Raw genomic sequence first — 20,249 nt, forward strand, 5'->3', positions numbered from 1 at the left:
TTTAAGTTTTTTAGAAAGTCAACCCTAACTTAAAGCCTACCGGCATAACCCAAGGCATTACGTTATATCTTTCTATACCTTGTTTGAATTGAGTACCTGCCTGTGCACTAGCTTGTGGCTGGTACGCCATCTCTGGGTCTACACCGATTTTCGCGGCTGTCCAAAGCATGATGTTACGGCTGTAAACTGATACATTGGCACTTTGCAGACCTAATCTTTTTACAAAGCCAGATGGAAGCTCATAGCCCAAAGACACTTCTCTTAATTTGATAAACGATGCATCAAACATGGCAGCTCTTGTGAAATCCCAAGGGTAGTTGTCGCCGTAAGGAATAATTTTGGTACCAGGGCCACCCAGGTTTTCTGTGTAACCTACTACTTTGCCAGACTCGTCATACTGTGCAATTACACCAGGGTTAAACACACCATAAGGGTAGGTATTGCCACCGTATGTGAAAGGAAAACCACCATACTCGGCAGTAGGACCACCCACAATGTTGAATTTATTACCTACTACACGCACAAGGTCGTTGTTAACCAGGTAGTCGCGAAGCGCCTGACCAGATAAACCGTTAGGGTTAATCAGGTTATCAAGGAAACGTTGTGATTTAAGGTCAGATTCAGCATAACGATACGTTTGCGAAACAAAGTCGCCACCTTGTCTCCAGTCGAACGTCATGTTCAGGCTAAAGTTTTTGTAGCTCAATGAAGTTTGAAGACCAAGGATGAAATCAGGGTTGAAGTTACCGATTTTGTTACGGCTGTTGCTGGCGCTTACTGCCTGCCATGAACCGTCAGAATCAAGAATCGGATATCCGTAGTATGGAGACGATTTGTCTTTTACTGTAACAAGTTCTGAGTCATAAATATCACCAACGGTTTCACCTACGTATGTCCAGGCACCACCTTTAGCATCTGTCCACAAGGTATAGAAGTCAATACCCGGCGACAATTCTTTAATAACTGTTCTGTTTCTGTAGAAGTTAGCTGTCAGATCCAATCTCCAGCCGTTTCTTTCAAGTGGCGTGCCACCCACAGTAATTTCGGTACCTCTACTAACTAACAAACCAGCGTTGATGTTTTTAGACGTATAACCAGACGACGGAGGCAATTTGGTTGGTATAATCTGGTTTCTGTTCTCAACCATGTAGTAAGTACCCGAAACACGCAATTTGTTTTTAAACATGGTCAGGTCAACACCCAGGTCATAAGAAGTAGCAATCTCTGGTTTCAGGTCTGGTAACAGGATAGTACCTGATTTAGACAAACGGGTGATACCATTCCATGCTTCGTTACTACCCAAAGTGTTTAGCAAGGCATAAGGGTTGGTGTCATTACCTACCTGTGCTACACCGGCTCTCAGTTTCAACATATTCAGGTTTGGCGACGAGTTGGCAAACAATTCGTTGGCCAATAAGCTCACCGAAGCAGCAGGGTAGAAATAAGAACGGTTTGCAGAAGGCAAGGTACTTGACCAGTCATTTCTACCTGTCAGGTCAACAAATACAAGGTCTTTGAAACCAACAGTTGCAGTACCGTAAAGGCTATACACCATCTTTTTTGAATAATAGCTGGTGTACAATAAGTTTGCAGGAGTAATATTCTGAAGCGTAAACAAGCCCGGAATAATAAGGCCGGTACCGTTGCGGCTTTGGTTGACTACGTCTGAGTACTTGGTGTTACGAACGTTACCACCGGCAGAGAATGTTAACGAAAGGTCGTTTACATTTTTGTTATACGTAGCCAGGAAGTCAGCATTACTTTCAAAACGTCTAAGGTTGATGATACCATAAGCACCGCGAGGCTCAGCTGTGTAGCTGTTAGCAATTTTGGTTTCACGGTTTTCGCCATAGCTGTCTAATGAATATCTGGCCATCAAACTCAACTCTGGAGTAATCTGGTAATCAGCTTTCATGTTTCCGAACAAACGATTTCTTTCAAAAGCGTTTTTCACTTCATGAGCTAGGAACCACGGGTTATTGAAGTTTTTGGCCGACTGCGATTTTTGTTGCAGACCTTCCTGACCCGGCACCCAGTAGTCTTTCAGCTCGTTGATATCAATATGAGGAGATAACGCATACGCCCATTGCAATGGGTTGGCGCCTCTTTCACCGGCAGGGCGGTTGTTAGAGTTGTTACGGCTCAAATCGATGTTAGTGCTTAATCTTAATTTATTGCTTAACTTCATTGAAGTAGCAACCGCCAATGAGTTTTTAAATAAGTCTGAACCAGGAATGATACCACGGTTGGTCATATTTGAATACGCCACACGGTAGTTAATAAAATCATTACTGTTAGAGATTGAAATACCATTGGTAGTTGTAATACCTGTTTGAACGAAATCTCTTACGTTGTTAGGGTGAGAAACCAGTTCGGTCGGAATAGACTTGCCATTGGCATCTTTAGGGCTGTTCCATTGAATAGCCTTGTAACCTTTGTCAAGCTCTGGGCCTACACCGCCTGCGCCACCTTCCTCAATCTGAAGGATACCACCCGGATACGGGTTTTTGTCTGGTGTGAAAGGAAGGATACCCGTAGCAAATTTGTGGTGGAAATCAAGGAAACGGTACGGTTGGTCAAAAACGGTATTGGTAGTAAGGTTAACTGTCAGTTTCTTAGCTTTTGAACCGTTCTTGGTTGTAATAAGCACCACACCATTACCCGCTCTTGAACCATACAGCGCAGCTGCACTTGGCCCTTTCAGGATAGACACGCTCTCTACGTTGTCCGGGTTTAAGTCAGATATTGCGTTACCGTAGTCAACACGGTTGTCGCCACCAATCTGGCTTACGTTGTTAAGGGTGTTAATGATAGGTACACCGTCAATTACAAATAGTGGCTGGTTGTCGTTGCTCAAAGACTTGGCACCTCTGATAACCATACTCACAGACGAACCCGTACCACCAGTGGCATTAATAGCCACACCGGCCACTTTACCGGCCATGGCGTTCAAAACGTTTTCGTTTGAGATACGGCCCAGGTCTTTGCCATCTACCTTACCTATTGAGTAACCAAGCGATTTCTCTTCGCGTTTGATACCAAGGGCGGTAACTACCACCTCTTTCAGGCTTTCAGAGCTAAGTTCAAGCGCTACATCTACTGTACTTCTGTTGCCCACAGGCACATCAATGGCCTGATAACCCACGAACGAGAAAACCAGAACTGCATTGCTACCGCTTACTTCAATAGAGTAAGTACCATTGGCATTAGAGCTTGTTCCGCGCTGGGTTCCTTTTAATGCAATGTTAACACCGGGCATGGCCGTACCGTCTTCTTTGGCGGTTACCTTACCTGTTACGACCCGGGTTTGTGCCCAAACCGCCGGAGCACATACCCCCAACAGGAATCCATAAAGAACCAAACCCCTAAGCATGCTTCGGAGAGTAAAGTTTAACTTCATAATATGTGTTTTTTAAGTGAAGATTGAATTGTAACTCAAGTTTTAATTAGTTTTTACTGAATTACTCATCAAGTGGTGAAATGTACTATTCTGTTTAAATTATTAAATTTTTAATTATGAAGAAGGTGGATATACTAAAGTGCCAATGTCATATCAATGCTACCGCGCAAAAACTGTTTGGCTTTCACAAGCTGATTTTTAACTGTGTTTTTTGATATACGCATCATTTCAGCAATCTCCTGATAAGATTTACCGTCTTCTACGTTCAGCTTCAGAATCATCTTTCGTTTAGCGGGAAGGCTGTTCATTGCATTGCGGAGCAAAACTATCTTGGCCTCTTCGGCGTCAGTATCGCTCCCGTGGTCATCGGCCATCATTTGCATATACTGATGCTGAAGCAACTGGTTGCGCTCCATTTTTTTAAGGTAGTCAAAAGCCATGTTTCGCAGGCAGGTGAAAATGTAAGAGTTGAAGTTCAGCTCCGGATTAATCTGCTCACGGCGGTTCCAAATCTTGATAAAAACTTCGTGTAACATATTTTCTGCCTCTTCCTCATCTTTTATAATGGCCATAGAAAACCGGATACCCGGCTCTTTATAGTGATTATATAATTTAGTAAAAGCCTTGCTGTCTCCGGCCGCGACTTTCATAATTATGTGATCGAGTGCTTCCATAATGTTAGCTAAAGTTAGGATAGATTGTAATTTCAGGTAAAAAAAGAAACATTAATAAATGCAAATTATTCGTCCAATAATACCAATCAGAAAAAGCCGTATTTTTGCTGCTCCGTGCTAACGCAAAATTTTAAAATACAAGCAAAAAAATTGTTGATTAATTCTTATTCTGACTCCTGAACCGGCAGTTCAAAAGCTGCTGAGACATTCTGAAATTGTATGGCTGAATAATTATGAAATAAATGTACAAGGATTTTGTAACATTATATTCGCATATTACGTAAAATAATCCTCAAAAAGCGCAAGGCCTCTATTTATTAACTTTACGCTAAAATTGGGGTATATTTTATTAACAGTTTTATAAAATTGCGTCGTCGCACATCCTCAATTTGCGTTTTTTTTCAGAGCCTCAACATTTCTGCTATCTTTATTGCCGCTAAACATTAACCCCGATGAGTAAACTACTTTTTGCCTTTATTTTATTAAGCCTGCCCATTGCAGCACAGAAACCCCGTGCCCGCCAGTTAGGCATACCATTTAATGGTAACCCGGGTGCCTTTAATGCCATTACCGACGTACCAGGCGTAGAAGTAGGCTACAAAACACTTATAACCGGAAAAGGCGAACTGCAAACAGGGAAAGGGCCTGTTCGTACCGGAGTAACCGTAATACTACCCAAAGGTAAAACAGATGCGGGTTATCCTGCTGCATGGTTTTCTTTGAATGGCGATGGCGAACTTACCGGCCTGCCCTCTATTGACGACTTCGGCCTGGGTTATGGCCCTATCGGCATTACCAACACCAACAGTGTGGGTATTGTGAAAGACGCCATAGGCGAATGGTGCTTTAAAAGATTTTCGAAAGGAGATTTTGTTGACTATTCTTTTGGGCTACCCGTAGTGGGTGAAACGTATGATGGTATACTGAACGACATCAACGGCCTGCACGTAAAAAAAGAACACGTCTGGGAGGCCCTCGACAACGCCAAAACAGGCAGCCTGGCAGAAGGCAACGTGGGTGGCGGCACCGGCATGGCGCTTTACAGTTTTAAAGGGGGCAGCGGAACGGCATCAAGGGTTTTTACGATTGCATCCAGACAATACACCCTGGGAGTTTTTGTACAGGCCAACTTTGGTAGAAGAGACGAACTGACCGTGGCGGGTGTACCTGTAGGTAAAGAAATACAGGATTTTATGCCCATACTCAACCGCGACAAAAGAAAGGATGGTTCTATTATTGCCATAGTGGCCACTGATGCGCCTTTGCTGGCCGGCCAGCTTAAATTACTGGCCAAACGGGTAACACACGGCATAGCCCGTACAGGCACTTACTCGCACCACGGTTCAGGTGAAATTTTCCTTGCTTTTTCAACGGCTTCGCCTATATATAATAAGGATAATACGGAAGAACAATGGAGGGTGATTCCGAAAGGACATCTGGACCCACTTTTTAAAGCTACCGTTGAGGCCACAGAAGAGGCCATCATCAATGCCCTGATAGCAGCCGAAGACATGGAGGGAATCAACGGAAACAAATACTTCGCCATTCCGCATGACAAGCTAAAGGCAGCGATGAAAAAATATAATCGGTTAAAAGAGTAATTCAACTTAGTCACCCGGTGAAACTCCGTGCAAAACTCAGTGATTCTCCGGGAAAAGGTTCTAATCAAGTTTTTTACCACTGAGTTGCTCAGCGTTAAAACTCGGAGTTTCATTGTTAATAATATAGTTTACCCGGCAGGAAAAACACGCTGCAGCCAAACAGTCAGCTTCGTATAAACATCAAAAAGGCTTTTCCGCATTTCATGCGTTTCATTCGGATATAGTTCCAACTGCGAACGCAATCCTAAATCCTGGTATTTTTTGTGCAAAGCTTTTGCCTGTTGCACCGGCACCAGTTCATCGCTTTCGCCATGAAAAATAATTAAAGGCACAGCATTATCTTTATTTATTTGAAGAATCGGACTTGCCTCAACGGCCACAGGAGCATCGGGGTTGGCATTACCTAAAAACTGGGTTATTATATCTCCGCTGTTCTTGCCCTTCCTTAAATCCGCATCCGTCAGGTCGGTCGGGCCAACTATATCAATAACGGTTTTAATCTGCCTGTCTTTGTCGTGCTTATAGGTATATAATAATGATAAATGCGCCCCTGCGCTTACACCCAGCAAAGCAAACTCACGGCCATTAAACCCATATTGGCCAGCTTTAGCGGTAAGAAAAGCAAATGCGTTAGTTAAATCTTCCATTTGCGCAGGGAAACGGTTACTCCCCTCTTTTAACAATCTGTAATTTAAAGCCACTACTCCATAGCCTTTGGCGGTAAGTGTGCCGACAAGCAACTTCGGGAAATCGTTTTTACTGCCCCATTTCCAGGAGCCACCGTGCACATAAACAATCAGTTTTGTGGTTATTGAATTATTTTTGGGCAGATACAGATCCAACAGGTTTGCGGTTCCTTCTGCTGGGCCGTAACGCAGATCCACATATTGCTTATAGGTGGAATCCTGTGCTGAATGGCTTTTGCTTCCGGCTTGCACCGGAGCCACACTTACCAGACACAAAAAAGCTAATAACAAAGGCATGGTTTTCATTTCTTTACAGTTCTGATTATTAATACGCTATAAGGTATGTTTTGTACCAACTCAAAAAAGCCCTGATTATTGTTTTTTTTCTTCAGGCAATAGTCTTGAAACACAGTATTGAAGTACTTACACTGTACATCATAACCAATCTGAGCCCTGCTGAAAGTATGAACAAGTGTCTATATAAATATTCAACCCCAAACCGCCAATTCCGATTTAACCTTTTTGCATTAGGCCTGATTTTGATTTGGGTTACCCAATCATGTGCGCGCAAAGAAGAACCCGCCGACATGGTTGACCCGTTCATTGGCACCGATTATTTCGGGCATACTTTCCCCGGTGCAGTTGTGCCTTACGGAATGGTACAGCTAAGCCCCGACCACGATACCCAGGGCTGGACCTACAGCAGCGGATTCAGTTATTCTGACAGCTCTATTGTTGGTTTCAGCCATACGCATTTCAGCGGTGTGGGCATGAACTCCGGCGGAGATATCCTGCTGATGCCCACCGTTAAAGACAAAATACAAACCAGCCCCGGAACCAAAGAAAACCCCGATGCAGGCTACAGGTCAAGATATAATAAGGATGACGAAAAAGCCGTGCCGGGCTATTATAGCGTGGTGCTGAAAGATGAGAACATCAAAGCAGAACTAACTACCACCAAGCATGTAGGCATGCACCGTTATACTTTCCCGAAAGCCAGGCGCTCCAACATATTGCTGGACCTGGGCCATGAAATAGGCAACGATGATAAAAGTGGTTTATCTGCCCTAAAAATAGTAAGCGACAGCACCATTGAAGGTTATAAAGATGCCAACGGTACAATGGTCTATTTTGTGGCTCAATTCAGCCGGCCTTTTGATTATTACGGCACCTGGGATGCTGACTACAACACGCCTGAGTCGTCAGAGGGTTTCTGGCCATACAAAAATGAAGAAAAAGGCCGCAATGTTGGGGTTTTTGTGAGCTATGCTACCAAAGAAGCTGAGCAGATACTGGTAAAAGTGGGTATTTCATTTGTGAGCCTTGAAGGCGCGCGCAATAACCTGCAAACCGAATTGCCTCACTGGGATTTCAACCAGGTGAAAGAAAATGCGTACCAGGCCTGGAACAACGAACTGAAAAAGGTATCGGTAACAACTACTGACGCCGCCAAAAAACAGGTATTTTATACAGCAGTTTACCGTAGCTTGCTGGCGCAATATACCGGGCAGGATGCCGACGGACAATATATGGGAATGGACAAAAAGGTGCATACTGCCAAAGGTTACGACTTCTACCCGAATTTCTCGTGCTGGGACACTTACCGCAGCCAGCATCCTTTACTTACCATTATTGCGCCTGACCACGTAAACGACCTCGTGAAATCAATAGCAGCCAAAACAACTGAATATGGCTGGTTACCGGCCCAGCATTTCAGAAACGTTTTCGGGCAAGGCATGGTAGGCGACCACCTGGTACCGGTTATTGTTGATGCTTATAAAAAAGGATACCGCGACTGGGATATTGAAGGGCTTTACAATGCCATGCGTAAAAAGGCGCTTGAAGCCCCACCGGCTCCATTGCCTGCCTCTAATGGCCGCTCAGGTCTGGCACAATACATGAGTTTGGGCTATGCTCCATGCGACGTAGTAACAGAATCAGTACCGAATACGCTTGAACTGGCCTACAACGATTGGTGTATTGCCCAACTGGCTGATGCCCTGGGTAAAAAAGAAGATGCAGCCTTGTTTTACAAACGTGCCCAGAACTACCGCAATGTATATGATACCACCACGCTATTCATGCGCCCGCGTCTGAAAAACGGCTCTTGGCTGCCAGAAAAAGGCACTAATGAACAAGAAATAGTAACCGTAGGAGAACACAGTTATTATAAATATTTTGACCCACTACTGGTAGGCCGCCGCCCCAACCGCCATTATACTGAATCTAATGCCTGGCAGTACCTCTGGTCGGTACAACATGATGTAAAAGGGCTGATTAACCTGATGGGCGGCAATGAAGCCTTTAATAAACGATTGGATACCTTTTTTGAAATGGATGCATCCATCAGCGAACCAAAATATGTGGGTGTAGTGGGTACCATCGGCCAGTATGTGCATGGCAATCAGCCGTCGCACCATGTGGCTTACTTATATAATTACGCCTCTGCACCCTGGAAAACACAGGCCAGAACGCGTGAAATCATGCAGAAATTTTATCGCACCGGCCCGGGTGGTTTAAGTGGTAATGAAGACATGGGCTCGTTGTCGTCCTGGTATGTACTCAGCAGTATGGGTATTTATCCGGTTACACCGGGCAGCAGCCAGTATGCCATTGGTAGCCCCTTGTTTGATGCCGTTGAAATCAATGTAAAAGATAACAAGAAGTTTACCATTAAGGCCAATAACAATAGCACTAACAATAAATACATACAATCGGCCACACTAAATGGCAAACCTTTCAACCGTTGCTTTATTGACCAGTCTGAAATTACAGCAGGCGGAGAACTGGTTTTTGAAATGGGCGCAACACCTAACAAAAGCTGGGGAGTTGGGAAAGACGCCGTGCCATATTCGTTGACGAAATAATGAATGGCGAATGAGTGAATGATGAATTAGTGAATAAAAATTGAAAGTATTTACATTACTTATAAAGTAGACAAGCACATGACAACCAGAGGATTGTTCAGCACATACAAAAAACTATGGTTTTTCTCTTTTTTGGGATTAACCATCACCTTTTTTATGTATGCCTGCAAATCTACTGAACAGCACGAATCTGCCGCTACTTATAAAGACGCTCCTTTCTGGCAAGAATACCACGAGGCATATCCTATCAGTGAAAATACCGAAGAAAATAACGTAAGAAGCATAGTTATCGACAAAGCAAATAATGTTTGGGTAGCCACAGCCTCAGGCATTTTTATGAAAAAAGCCAATGAATCGAACTGGGCATCCATTCAAAACGCAACTGACAAAGGCCCTGCTTTTGCGGTGGAAGTAGATGACGAAGGCACAGTATGGATAGGCACCTGGAATGGCATATATCGCTTTAAAAATAACCAACTCGAAAAACTGCAAGGAGTAAACGCTCCCGTTTCTGCTATTTGTATAGCCAAAGAAGGCGTTTATGCCTTAGGGCCACATGGCATCTGGCTATTTGACGGACAGGCATTTAAAAAACCACAATCCGATAAAGAAGGCTATCAGCTTCCGCGTTCTGTAAGAGACGTTATTTCAGACAATAAAGGCGGTTTGTGGATTGCCAGCGATGTGGGCTTATACCATACTAACAACCACGAAACAAGGGTCTTCCGCAATAAAGAAGATGTCATCAGTGGCTACATCAAAGGTATAGCCATTGATAGCAATCAGCACCTATGGGCAGGAGGTTTAGGCGGAGTGAGTATTATTCAGGCTGATAAAAAAATCAGAGAAATAACTCCGAAACAAGGCTTACCTACCGTATTTGTTACCTGTGTAGATACAGCGCCTAATGGCACTTTGTGGGTGGGTACAGAACAAGGCCTGGTTCGTTATCAGCCACATACCTCAACGCCCGACAGTTCATATTCAATGCTTTTCAGTCGCAGATGGTTGCTGGATGACCATGTGAATGACATTGCTTTTGATGCCCAAGGCAACGCCTGGGTAGCTACTGCAAAAGGGGTAAGCGCCATTAAACGCCGACAAATGACATTGGCGCAGAAAAACGATTACTTTATGGATGTGCTTATGAAACGCCACATCCGTGTCCCCTGGATAGCCGGGCAGGCGCATCTGCGCATACCCGGAGACACCACCTCATGGCAACCGGAAGATGATGACAATGATGGCGAATACACAGGCAATTATTTAGCCATGGAATCTTTCAGGTATGCCGTTACCAAAAGTCTGGAAGCAAAAGAAAACGCCCGCAAGGCCTTTGGTTTCCTGAAACTGCTACAGGAAGTAACAGATACCGAAGGTTTTTTTGCACGTACCGTTGTTCCGGCCAGCTGGAGTACATTGCATGACGGCAACCGTACTTTTACACCGCGCCAACTGGCAGACGAACTGGTAAAAGAACCTCGCTTTAAACCCGTTCAAGTGCGCTGGCGCAAATCAAAAGATGGGAAATGGCTCTGGAAAGGCGACACCAGCAGCGACGAAATGTGCGGGCACATGTTTGGTTACTTTTTCTACTATGAATTAGTGGCCGACGAGGTCGAAAAAGCCATCGTCCGGCAGCACGTATCACGCATTGTAGACTATCTTATCAAGCATAATTTTAACTTTATTGACATAGATGGCAAACCAACCCGCTGGTCGGTCTGGTCGCCGGATCAACTAAACCGTGACCCTGAATGGGCACCCGACAGAAACCAGAATTCGATGGAGATGCTGGCTTTTCTTAAATTTGCGCATCATATTACCAACAATGAAAAGTATCAGCAACAATACCTGAGGCTGATTAATGAAGAGCATTACCTCGACAACATGGCGCAGGTACCCAACCAGAACAGAGCATGGTTTATCTATTTTGACGCCATCCTTCAGGCATATCTTTACCCCATACTTTTAAAATGCGAAACCGACCCTGAGCGGCTGGCTTTTTATGAAAAACATATTGACCATTGGTTTGAGACCCGTAAGGTAGACCATAATCCGCTTATTAACTTTATTTACTGTTATTCAAGAGGCAAAAAACAAGAAGTAACCAATTCGGTTGATTTCCTGAAAGATACTCCGCTTGATTTGGTAGACTGGCACATTGACCACACCAAACGGGAAGACATACAACTGGTAAGAAACATAGTGCTTGATGAACTGCAGGTTTCTGAATTACCCCCTGCCAGTATCAGAAAAACCGTCCGGTGGGACAAAAACCCTTTTGATGCCCGTGGCGGAGACCCTCAAGTGGAAAGAGAACCCGTTTTCTGGCTACTACCCTACTGGATGGGCCGGTACACTAACATGATTCAATAAATAAATTACCATATAAATGATAAAGCTCAAATCAACCCTCCTGACAGGCCTGTTTTTAGCCTCTGCAGCTTTTGCACAGGCACAGGAAACATACGCCGAAAAACTGGGTTTCCCGAAAGGTAAAAAAGTTGTGATTTTCCATGTGGACGACTGCGGTATGTCGTACTCATCTAACCAGGGCGCTATTAAATCAATTGAACAGGGCGTGGCAACTTCATGCAGCATTATGATGCCCTGCCCCTGGGCGCCCAGCTTCATTAAAAACTATATTCAGAAGAAAAACCCGAACCTCGATGCAGGCTTGCACCTAACCCTTACCTCTGAATGGAAAGACTACCGCTGGGCTCCGGTTGCCGGTTTCGAACACGCACCCGGCCTTGTAGACGAAGAAGCCTGCATGTGGCATACAGTTGAGCAGGTGGTAAAAAATGCTTCGGCCGATGAGGTAGAAAAAGAAATCAGAGCGCAGCTGGCGCGTGCCCACAAAATAGGCTTAAAGCCAACACACCTAGACTCGCACATGGGTACTCTCTTTGCGCATCAGCCGTTTCTGGAAAGATACATTAAAGTAGGTATTGAAAACGGCATTCCGGTTATGTTCCCGGGTGGCAATAACAAACTACTCATTGAATGCCTCAACGCCCCGGTCATAAAAAACCTGAAAGCCAAAGGGCAATGGAAAGAAGGCATGCAGTTACCAGTACCGGCGCTTGTAAAACAAACCAAAGCCGTTGGTGAAATGATATGGAAAGCCGGTTTACCTGTACTTGACGACCTGCACACCATTAGTGGGGACTGGAAACCGGAAGGCAGCAACATAACTGCCGAAGCATGGGGCAAATATAAAGCTCAGAAATTTATAGAAACCCTGAAAAACATGCAGCCCGGCGTAGCCATGCTGATTGTACATAGCAGCGATATAACAGACGCATTTCAGTACATCAGCGGTTCAGGCGGCTCACGATATGCCGATATGCTATCAATGATGAACCCGGAACTAAAAGCCTACATTGAAAAAGAAGGCATTATTCTGACTACCTTCCGCGAGTTGGCTGAGAGACGTAAGAAGGTAAAATAACACAGCAAACACGTAGAGCCGCATTGCATGCGGCTTCAGGGGCAGATGCGAACAATAAAATCATTATTCAGCCATTTGAATTGCAAATCACATTAGTTGATACCCCAATTCTACGATAAGACGCATTGCAATGCGTCTCTACCAATAAAAAAACTGATAACGCCTTAATGAAAAAAACACTAACATTACTTTTATTATTATCTATCAGCAGCTGGCAGGCTATCGCACAGCATCCAGCCATATTGCATGCGGGTATTATATTTCCTGTACAACCACAGCACGTGCATGGCAGCAGCATTGTAAGCCTGCCTAACGGCGACTTTCTGGCAGTTTGGTTTCAGGGAAGTGGAGAACGCACAGCCGACGACGTAAAAATTATGGGAGCCAGATTACGCAAAGGTGAAAAAACCTGGAGCGAACCTTTTCTGATGGCCGATACCCCCAACATACCCGACTGCAACCCGGTTGTTTTTCTTAATCAGGAAAACAAACTTTTTCTGGTATGGATAGCCGTGCAGGCCAATCAGTGGGAACAATCCATTCTGAGAGTCAGAACCTCTACCGATTACAGCAAACCCGGTGCTCCGGTCTGGAACTGGCAGGATAACATTCTGCTGAAACCCGGCGACGACTTTGCCAAAGAAGTGGCCAGCCGTTTCAAAAACATGCCTGAAACCCACGCAGGCTGGGCCGGTTATGCCCCAAAATATGACGACATGATCATTAAAGCCGCTACTGATGCCACCAAACGCAGCATAGGCTGGATGACCCGCATTAAACCATTGTTAATGCCCGGCGGACGCATTGTACTGCCTTTGTATTCAGACGGTTACAATATGTCAATGATGGCAATCTCTAACGACAACGGCACAACCTGGCACCCGGGCTTACCACTGGTTGGCCGTGGCCCTATACAACCTGCCGTTGTTCAAAAGAAAAACGGGAATCTGGTTGCCTATATGCGCGACAGCGGCGACGGCCCCACACGTGTGCACATCAGCGAGTCGACCGATAAAGGCGAAAGCTGGTCGGCCTCTGTTAAAACAGATATACCCAACACAGCCAGCGTAGAACTACTGGTTCTGAACGACGGCCGCTGGGCATTTTTAGGAAACGATATTGATGATGGCCGATACAAGCTAAGCCTGTATCTGTCAGACGATGAAGGCAAAACCTGGAAATGGAAAATAAAAATGGAAGACCACGACCCAAAGAATGACGGTGGATACTCTTACCCTTCTATGATACAAACCAAAGACGGGCTACTGCACCTCACTTATTCGTATCATCCGGAAAGCAAACAAAAATCAATTAAATATGCCGTGGTAGACCCACAGAAAATCAAGTAAATTTCCGTTTCACACAAAATACTAATCAATTACCTTACATTCTTATGAGATTATCATCTTACGTTTTCATTGGTTTGGCTTTGGCGGGGTTTGCATCCTTTGCACAAAAAACCACAGCCAAAACACAGCCCGTGTACGCCGACAAGCCTTTTATGCAAGACTATGCCATTAAGTTTTATGCAAAATCTGCCAATACAAAACTGATGGATGTAGCCGCCGACAGAAACGGAGCTATCAAAATTTTTTCGTCTGAAGGCCTCCTTATCCCGCACGATGGTCAATTCCTGTATCCTGGCTCATTAGAAGCTGATAAAACTTACCGCACTATCGGCCACAAAAACCTGAAAGGTTTGGGCAGTTATGAGAATCAGTTTGTGTTGCTGGACGACAAATCTGTACTAAGCAATGCCTGGGCAGGTAAATTGTTCAACAAACATGAGCTAAGCGGTGCCAGATTGTTTGTAGGTGGCAAAGACTTTGCATTTCTGGTTTCAGACGGCAAGTCGCTGCAACTTGTAAAAGATTCTAAAAGTATCTGGAAAGGCAACCTGGCCGGAGACGACGTAGTTGCACTACGCTATCAGGCAGGTACCGATACCTACTGGATTCTGGGTAAAAAATCTTTATCAACCCTATCGGGCACCAAGCTAACCAAAGTATTTGATGGCGCAGGCTTTACGGCTTTCGATACCGACGGCAAAAAAGTAATCATTGGTACTACCGACGGCATTATTACCTTAGATGCTGCCACCAAAAAACAAACAGGCGCTAAAAATCAGAAACTGCCGGTTACCGAAATTACAGCAGTGAAGGCTATCGGCGACAAATTCTGGTTTGGTACAGTTAATGGTGCGTTTGCTTCTCGTGCCGATGGCAAATTTGATTACTACAACGGCGAACGCTGGTTGCCGGGCAACGAAGTTACCAACATTGCTGAAGGCCCAGAAAACTCGGCTCTTATTCTTACTACTGCCGGTTTAGGCCAGATTTGTTTCAAGAAAATGACCTTGCAAGATAAAGCCGTTTATTTCGACAAACAAGTGCGCAGCCGCCATATCCGCAATGGTTTCAATGCCTCTCTCAGCAATATGCAAAAAGGCAACTTAAGTACCGGTTATCTGTCTGACTCAGACAACGACGGCTTGTGGACATCCATGTATCTGGGCGGCGAAGTTTTCAGATATGCGGTAACCAAAGACCCTGAAGCACTGCAAAACTGCGTGGAGTCGTTAGATGCCATGGAGCGTTTATTTACCGTTAACGGCATTCCGGGTTTCCCGTCACGTTCTTTTGAAAGAAGAGGGTATATCGAACAATTATCAGACCCTGAGCGCTGGCAGCATTCGGCTGACCCTGAGTGGGACTGGAAAGCAACTACCAGTAGTGATGAGGCCATCGGTCATATATTTGCTTATGGTGCAATGGCAGAGCTGATTCAAGAGCCGACTCTTAAAAAACGTGCCATTACCCTGATAGATACCATGATGAGCCATATCATCAAAAATAATATGTATATGATTGACTACAACGGTAAACCAACACAATGGGGCCGCTGGAATCCTGAATATGTGAATGCTTTCCCGATAAATGTGGGCGACAGAAAACTGAATTCATCTAACATCGTAGCTATGTTGCAAACGGCGTATCACTTCACTAAAAAGGAGAAATATAAACAAAAGGCTTTTGAGCTGATGAATAAATACGGGTACTACGAAAACCTGATGCGCCCCATGAGCATCATCGGTAAAGCGCCCGCAGATGCCGATGAACATAGCAAGCACATGTCAGACGGCTGGAATCACTCAGACGATGAAATGTATTTTGTTGGCTACTGGGGTTTATACCGCTATGCATTAAATGACACCCTGAAAGCCGCCTACAAAAAAGCAATTCTTGACCACTGGCAGGCAGAACGTCCTGAAAAAGAAGGTGCATGGAATATTTTTACGGCGTTAACAGGCGTTAAGAATTTTGACCTGAACGAAGCAGCCTGGTATTTAAGAGAGTATCCGCTTGATATGATAGACTGGGTAATTATGAACAGCCACCGTAAGGATATTGAGAAAGTAGCGCCTAATTTCCGTAACCAGACCATTAAAGAAGTGCTACCACCTGACGAAGGCCCGATTCAACGCCACAATGGTAATACTTTCAACCTTGACCGCCGTGGTGGCAACGGTACCTCAGAGCATAGTGCCGGAGACATCTGGTTACTACCTTACTGGATGGGCAGATACCTTGGCGTAATAAGCGCACCGGCTACGACGAAGTAATTCGGACCAAAAATTAACAGCAAACCCAATGAAATATTTACTTTTGACCTTTATTGTATCATTATTATCAGCTTGCACAACTATGGAGTATCTGGAAGAGAAACAAATTACGAATGACCTGACGTATCATCACGATTTAGACAACAACGATAATTTCTCACCGGATAACGAATGGCTGGTGTACGATACCCGAACCGATGAAGGCGGCATTGCGGCTTCCGGCCGCATTGAAAAAGTAAATATTTCAACGGGTGAAAAAAAGATTGTTTACCAATTGCCCAACAATCAGGCATGGGGCCCGGGTGCAGGGGCGGTAAGCTACTCGCCTGTAGAAAACGCCGTGGTTTTTATTCATGGCCTGATGAGCGTAACTGAAGCCAATCCTTATCAGCAATGGCGGCGCACCGGAGTAATTATCAATACAGACCAACCCGGAAAACCCATTTTTATGGACGCGCGCGACATTACAGCCCCTTACACCAAAGGGGCCCTGCGTGGCGGTACCCATCGCCACGAATGGAGCGGCGACGGCCAGTGGATTGGCTACACTTACAACGATGCCGTACTGAAAGCGCTGGAAGATTCAACCGGCCAAAAGCATAACCTGCGTACCATTGGTGTTTCTAAACGAATTGGTGCGGTAAAGGTTGAAAAAGATAGTAAAGGTGATAATGTATCTGGCGAATGGTTCAGTGCGCTGGTAGTTAAAGTAACACCGGAACCCAAACCCGGCACTGATGAAATAAGCCATGCGGCAGGTGATAGCTGGGTAGGCACAAACGGCTATAAAAAACCCGACGGCAGCCCACAAATAGCACGTGCTTTTATTGGCTCGGTGATTGATAAAAACGGCAAAAAAGTAGATGAAGTTTTTATTGTGGACATACCGGACGATATTACGAAAGAAGGGAACTCAGGCCAGCTGGCAGGTACAGAAACAGCCATGCCTGCACCGCCTGAAGGCACCGTGCAGAGAAGACTGACATTTACCGCCAATACTGCACAACCCGGTTGCGTAGGTATTGTGCGCAGCGCACCAGATGGCCAGTCGCTGGCTTTTCTTGCTAAAGACACCAGGGGTATTCTACAAATATTTACCATTGACCCCTACGGTAAAAACCTGACACAGGTTACGCATCATGACAGCCCCGTTGAGGGCTATGTGCGTTGGCATCCGTCTGGCAAGAGTCTTTTTTACGTCTGGAACGGCAGCATTGTTAAATGTAACACCGGCAGCGAATCATTTGAAAAACGATTCCAACTGCTTACCAAACCATCGGTACCCTCGCCAACCAATCTGGTTATTTCGCACGACGGCAAAACCATTGCCTTTAACAGATTAATCGGTAACGCAAAACAGATATTTACCGGAAAGCTCTAAAAGGCAGCTTTCTTGGTCTTTTAAACATTAGTTTGAGATTCACCTTACCATTTTCGTCAATAGCTTTCAGGTAGATGTTTGAACCTACGTTGGGGTCATATTCACGAAACTGGTAGGTGCTGTCTCGCTTCCGCAGATTACTGAACGGTATCTGTATATTAAGGTCGGTCTTATTACCCAGGCTATAAACGCCGTCCATAAAGAAAGTAATTACATTGCTTTCTATCTGCATTTTTTTCACTTCCACTTCCTGCCCGTTTATGGTAAACTCATGCACAATAGGTGCAAACTGTACATGTTCAAGCTGACGATTTCTGAAAATCAAGCGTTTCATTTTCAGAAAAGGGTCAAAATCAATAATTTCGGCATCACGTAAATCAACAGACAAAACACCTCGTACCGAATTAGACACCAGCGACGCGTCGTTTTTCAGCAATGCGCTGAATTTAAACCTGCTGGTTAGTTTACCCTGAAGGTTTCTGTCTGTTATGGTGTATTGCCCAAAATTATTGAAAGAAGAAAACACCGACTTCACGTCTGTATTATCTACACTTGCGTTTACATTCAATTGCATAGGCCTGCCATTGGCACGTAAATTATTGATATCGCCTGATATCTGAAACGTTCCGCCAAAGGCATTCATAGAAAAGCTGTTCAGGTTTATTTTATTAGAACTGAGCGTTACTTTCCCTTTCAGATTTTGGGCCGTGAGGCGGTTGTATTTAAAGCGGCCGGCCTGAAGCGTGGCATCAACCTCTATGTTATCAATGGCATTGTCAAGAAAACCAGACAATGTAAATTTACTATCACTGCTGCGTTTGGGTTTGTTGTTATCCAGGTTTAATAGCACCTTCAGCCAGTTAAGCTCCCAGTCGGGTATATTTATATTTACCCGTGCTTTTAACGGGTAATTATCCAGATAAAGATAAGGAACCAACCCCACGATATCGCCATTAATAAACAGTTTGTTGCGGCCGTCAAACACTTGTATGTTGGGTATCCGAACTTCTTCGCCGGTAAAGGCCACATCTCCTCTTATTTGCTGTATACTGATTTTCTTGGGAAGATACGTAATTGCCAGATTCTGTAATGATACATTACCAAACAACAGCCCGTTAATTTTACGTTTTTTTTCGTCAAATAGCGTCTTTATATTCCCTTTATAATTCATTTTCATAACAGCCAGCCCATCCTTTACTTTGTAGCGGTCTGGGTCCAGCAGGCCATTCAGCGCATCCGGGTCAGCCTTCAATGTACACTCAATTTCGGCAAGAGCCTGATCCAGATTCGTAATTACCAGTTTTGCTTCCAGAGGTACGGTTTCAAACATACCTCTGATATTGTTGCCCGTAATGCGGGTGTTATCATCATTTGCAGGCAGTTTTTCGTCGTAATGGTTGGTAAAAATACCCTGCGTGCTTAAGTCTCTGAGCAAACCTACACGCAGCTGATACTGAAACGAGCGCGCATCAAAATTAATATCAACTTTAGGTATCCGTTCGCCCAGTTTGCCTTTCAGGTGAACATCGGCAGTTACGATGGGGTCAATTTTTATTTTTTCAAGAACATTCGACAAATGCTTTGTCAGCAATTTTCTGGCATTGGTAAGCCGGAGTTTATTGGTTGAAAAATCAAGCTGAATAGTACGGGCGCTCTCGCTGAAATCAAACATACCCGATAGCTGAATCTTGTCTCTGGTTGCCGTTTCAATCTCCGACGGATTAATAACCAGTTGTTTCTCCTGCTGCATGTAAGCAACATCCAATTTCAGTTCCACTTCCTGGTCTGTCAGAAAACCTCCCCTTTCTTTGTTAAAAACCAATCCTTTGAAGTAAGTATTCCCACGCGATTTCACATTCCAGATTCCCTTATCAAAATCAATTTTGTTTACAAAATCATGAAAATCAACATTAAAAGATTTATCCTGAAGAGAATCAATGTACTGCACGTGGAAATCGCGGAACACGATTTCATCCAACTGCTCCAGCATCCGGTTATCTTCTTTCTTATCCTGATTGGGTTTGTTTCCGGATTGATTTGCAAAAACAGCAAGATTGGTTGTGCCGTCTTTTCGTCTGAAAATATTGAGGCTGCCATTGGTAAACTTAAGGGCATGTATTTCTGCCTTCCCTTGTAAAAGTGCTGTGGTTTTTAAAGTTATGCTGATAGTACCGGCATCAATCAGAGGTGTATTATGCTTTGCGAAATCTTTGTCGCTCAGTTTTACACCCATTAACGAGAAAGTGAACCCTACACCATTATTGAACGGAGTAAATTTAAAACTCCGTATCTCAAGGGTGCCGTCTATTTTTTCATTGGCAGCAGACTTAAGGCGGTCAAAAATTTTATCCTGATTTAAATAGGCCAGCAGGCCTACTCCAGCCAGAAGCAATACAAGCACACCAATAATGATAAACGCTACCCGAAAAAATTTAGAGGACATAATAGGTAATTTTTGTACGTACGACATTCGATTTCAGGCAGGTAGTAGCAAAATGTTATCAGGCACAATTTAATCAGTAAACTTTAGTTAACCGCAATCAGATTCCAATTTTAATGAA

General features: G+C 44.4%; 11 protein-coding genes. 7 read left to right on the plus strand and 4 right to left on the minus strand.

Annotation, left to right across the window (positions count from 1 at the left end):
- Positions 1 to 10 precede the first annotated feature (10 nt).
- The gene (locus MB380_RS16125) at positions 11 to 3,400 is read right to left on the minus strand and encodes a SusC/RagA family TonB-linked outer membrane protein (protein WP_253527258.1); all 3,390 of its coding nucleotides are present in this window, start codon (positions 3,398 to 3,400) and stop codon (positions 11 to 13) included.
- 134 nt (positions 3,401 to 3,534) lie between these two features.
- Entirely contained in the window at positions 3,535 to 4,074 is a 540-nt protein-coding gene (locus tag MB380_RS16130) for an RNA polymerase sigma factor (protein WP_101725791.1), read from the minus strand.
- Between the two features lie 452 nt (positions 4,075 to 4,526).
- Here MB380_RS16130 and MB380_RS16135 point away from each other — a divergent pair, with 452 nt between their 5' ends.
- A complete protein-coding gene (locus tag MB380_RS16135) occupies positions 4,527 to 5,675 on the plus strand; it encodes a P1 family peptidase (RefSeq protein ID WP_253527259.1) in 1,149 nt (382 codons plus the stop codon).
- A 128-nt stretch (positions 5,676 to 5,803) separates the two neighbouring features.
- On the opposite strand, the gene MB380_RS16140 is transcribed toward MB380_RS16135, so the two are convergent.
- On the minus strand, positions 5,804 to 6,667 hold the full coding sequence (locus MB380_RS16140; RefSeq protein ID WP_253527261.1) for an alpha/beta hydrolase: 864 nt from the start codon (positions 6,665 to 6,667) through the stop codon (positions 5,804 to 5,806).
- 158 nt (positions 6,668 to 6,825) lie between these two features.
- Between MB380_RS16140 and MB380_RS16145 the strand changes: the two genes are divergently transcribed.
- From MB380_RS16145 to MB380_RS16170, 6 genes are all read left to right on the plus strand, one after another.
- On the plus strand, positions 6,826 to 9,228 hold the full coding sequence (locus MB380_RS16145; protein ID WP_253527270.1) for a GH92 family glycosyl hydrolase: 2,403 nt from the start codon (positions 6,826 to 6,828) through the stop codon (positions 9,226 to 9,228).
- Between the two features lie 78 nt (positions 9,229 to 9,306).
- Positions 9,307 to 11,607: a regulator gene (locus tag MB380_RS16150; protein ID WP_253527283.1), complete on the plus strand. Its 2,301-nt coding sequence runs from the start codon at positions 9,307 to 9,309 to the stop codon at positions 11,605 to 11,607.
- A gap of 16 nt (positions 11,608 to 11,623) precedes the next feature.
- Complete coding sequence (locus MB380_RS16155) at positions 11,624 to 12,685, plus strand: polysaccharide deacetylase family protein (protein WP_253527286.1); 1,062 nt, start codon at positions 11,624 to 11,626, stop codon at positions 12,683 to 12,685.
- A 167-nt stretch (positions 12,686 to 12,852) separates the two neighbouring features.
- Positions 12,853 to 14,034, plus strand: a complete 1,182-nt coding sequence (locus tag MB380_RS16160) for an exo-alpha-sialidase (protein ID WP_253527289.1) — start codon at positions 12,853 to 12,855, stop codon at positions 14,032 to 14,034.
- 44 nt (positions 14,035 to 14,078) lie between these two features.
- Complete coding sequence (locus tag MB380_RS16165) at positions 14,079 to 16,307, plus strand: hypothetical protein (protein WP_253527305.1); 2,229 nt, start codon at positions 14,079 to 14,081, stop codon at positions 16,305 to 16,307.
- Positions 16,308 to 16,335: 28 nt separating this feature from the next.
- Positions 16,336 to 17,688: a DUF3748 domain-containing protein gene (locus tag MB380_RS16170; protein WP_253527308.1), complete on the plus strand. Its 1,353-nt coding sequence runs from the start codon at positions 16,336 to 16,338 to the stop codon at positions 17,686 to 17,688.
- Here the strand turns inward: MB380_RS16170 and MB380_RS16175 are convergent.
- Entirely contained in the window at positions 17,672 to 20,131 is a 2,460-nt protein-coding gene (locus tag MB380_RS16175; RefSeq protein ID WP_253527328.1) for an AsmA family protein, read from the minus strand. The two genes, MB380_RS16170 and MB380_RS16175, sit on opposite strands and share 17 nt — an antisense overlap.
- Positions 20,132 to 20,249: the final 118 nt, after the last annotated feature.

This window comes from Emticicia sp. 21SJ11W-3, assembly GCF_024138715.1.
Classification (GTDB): domain Bacteria; phylum Bacteroidota; class Bacteroidia; order Cytophagales; family Spirosomataceae; genus Emticicia; species Emticicia fluvialis.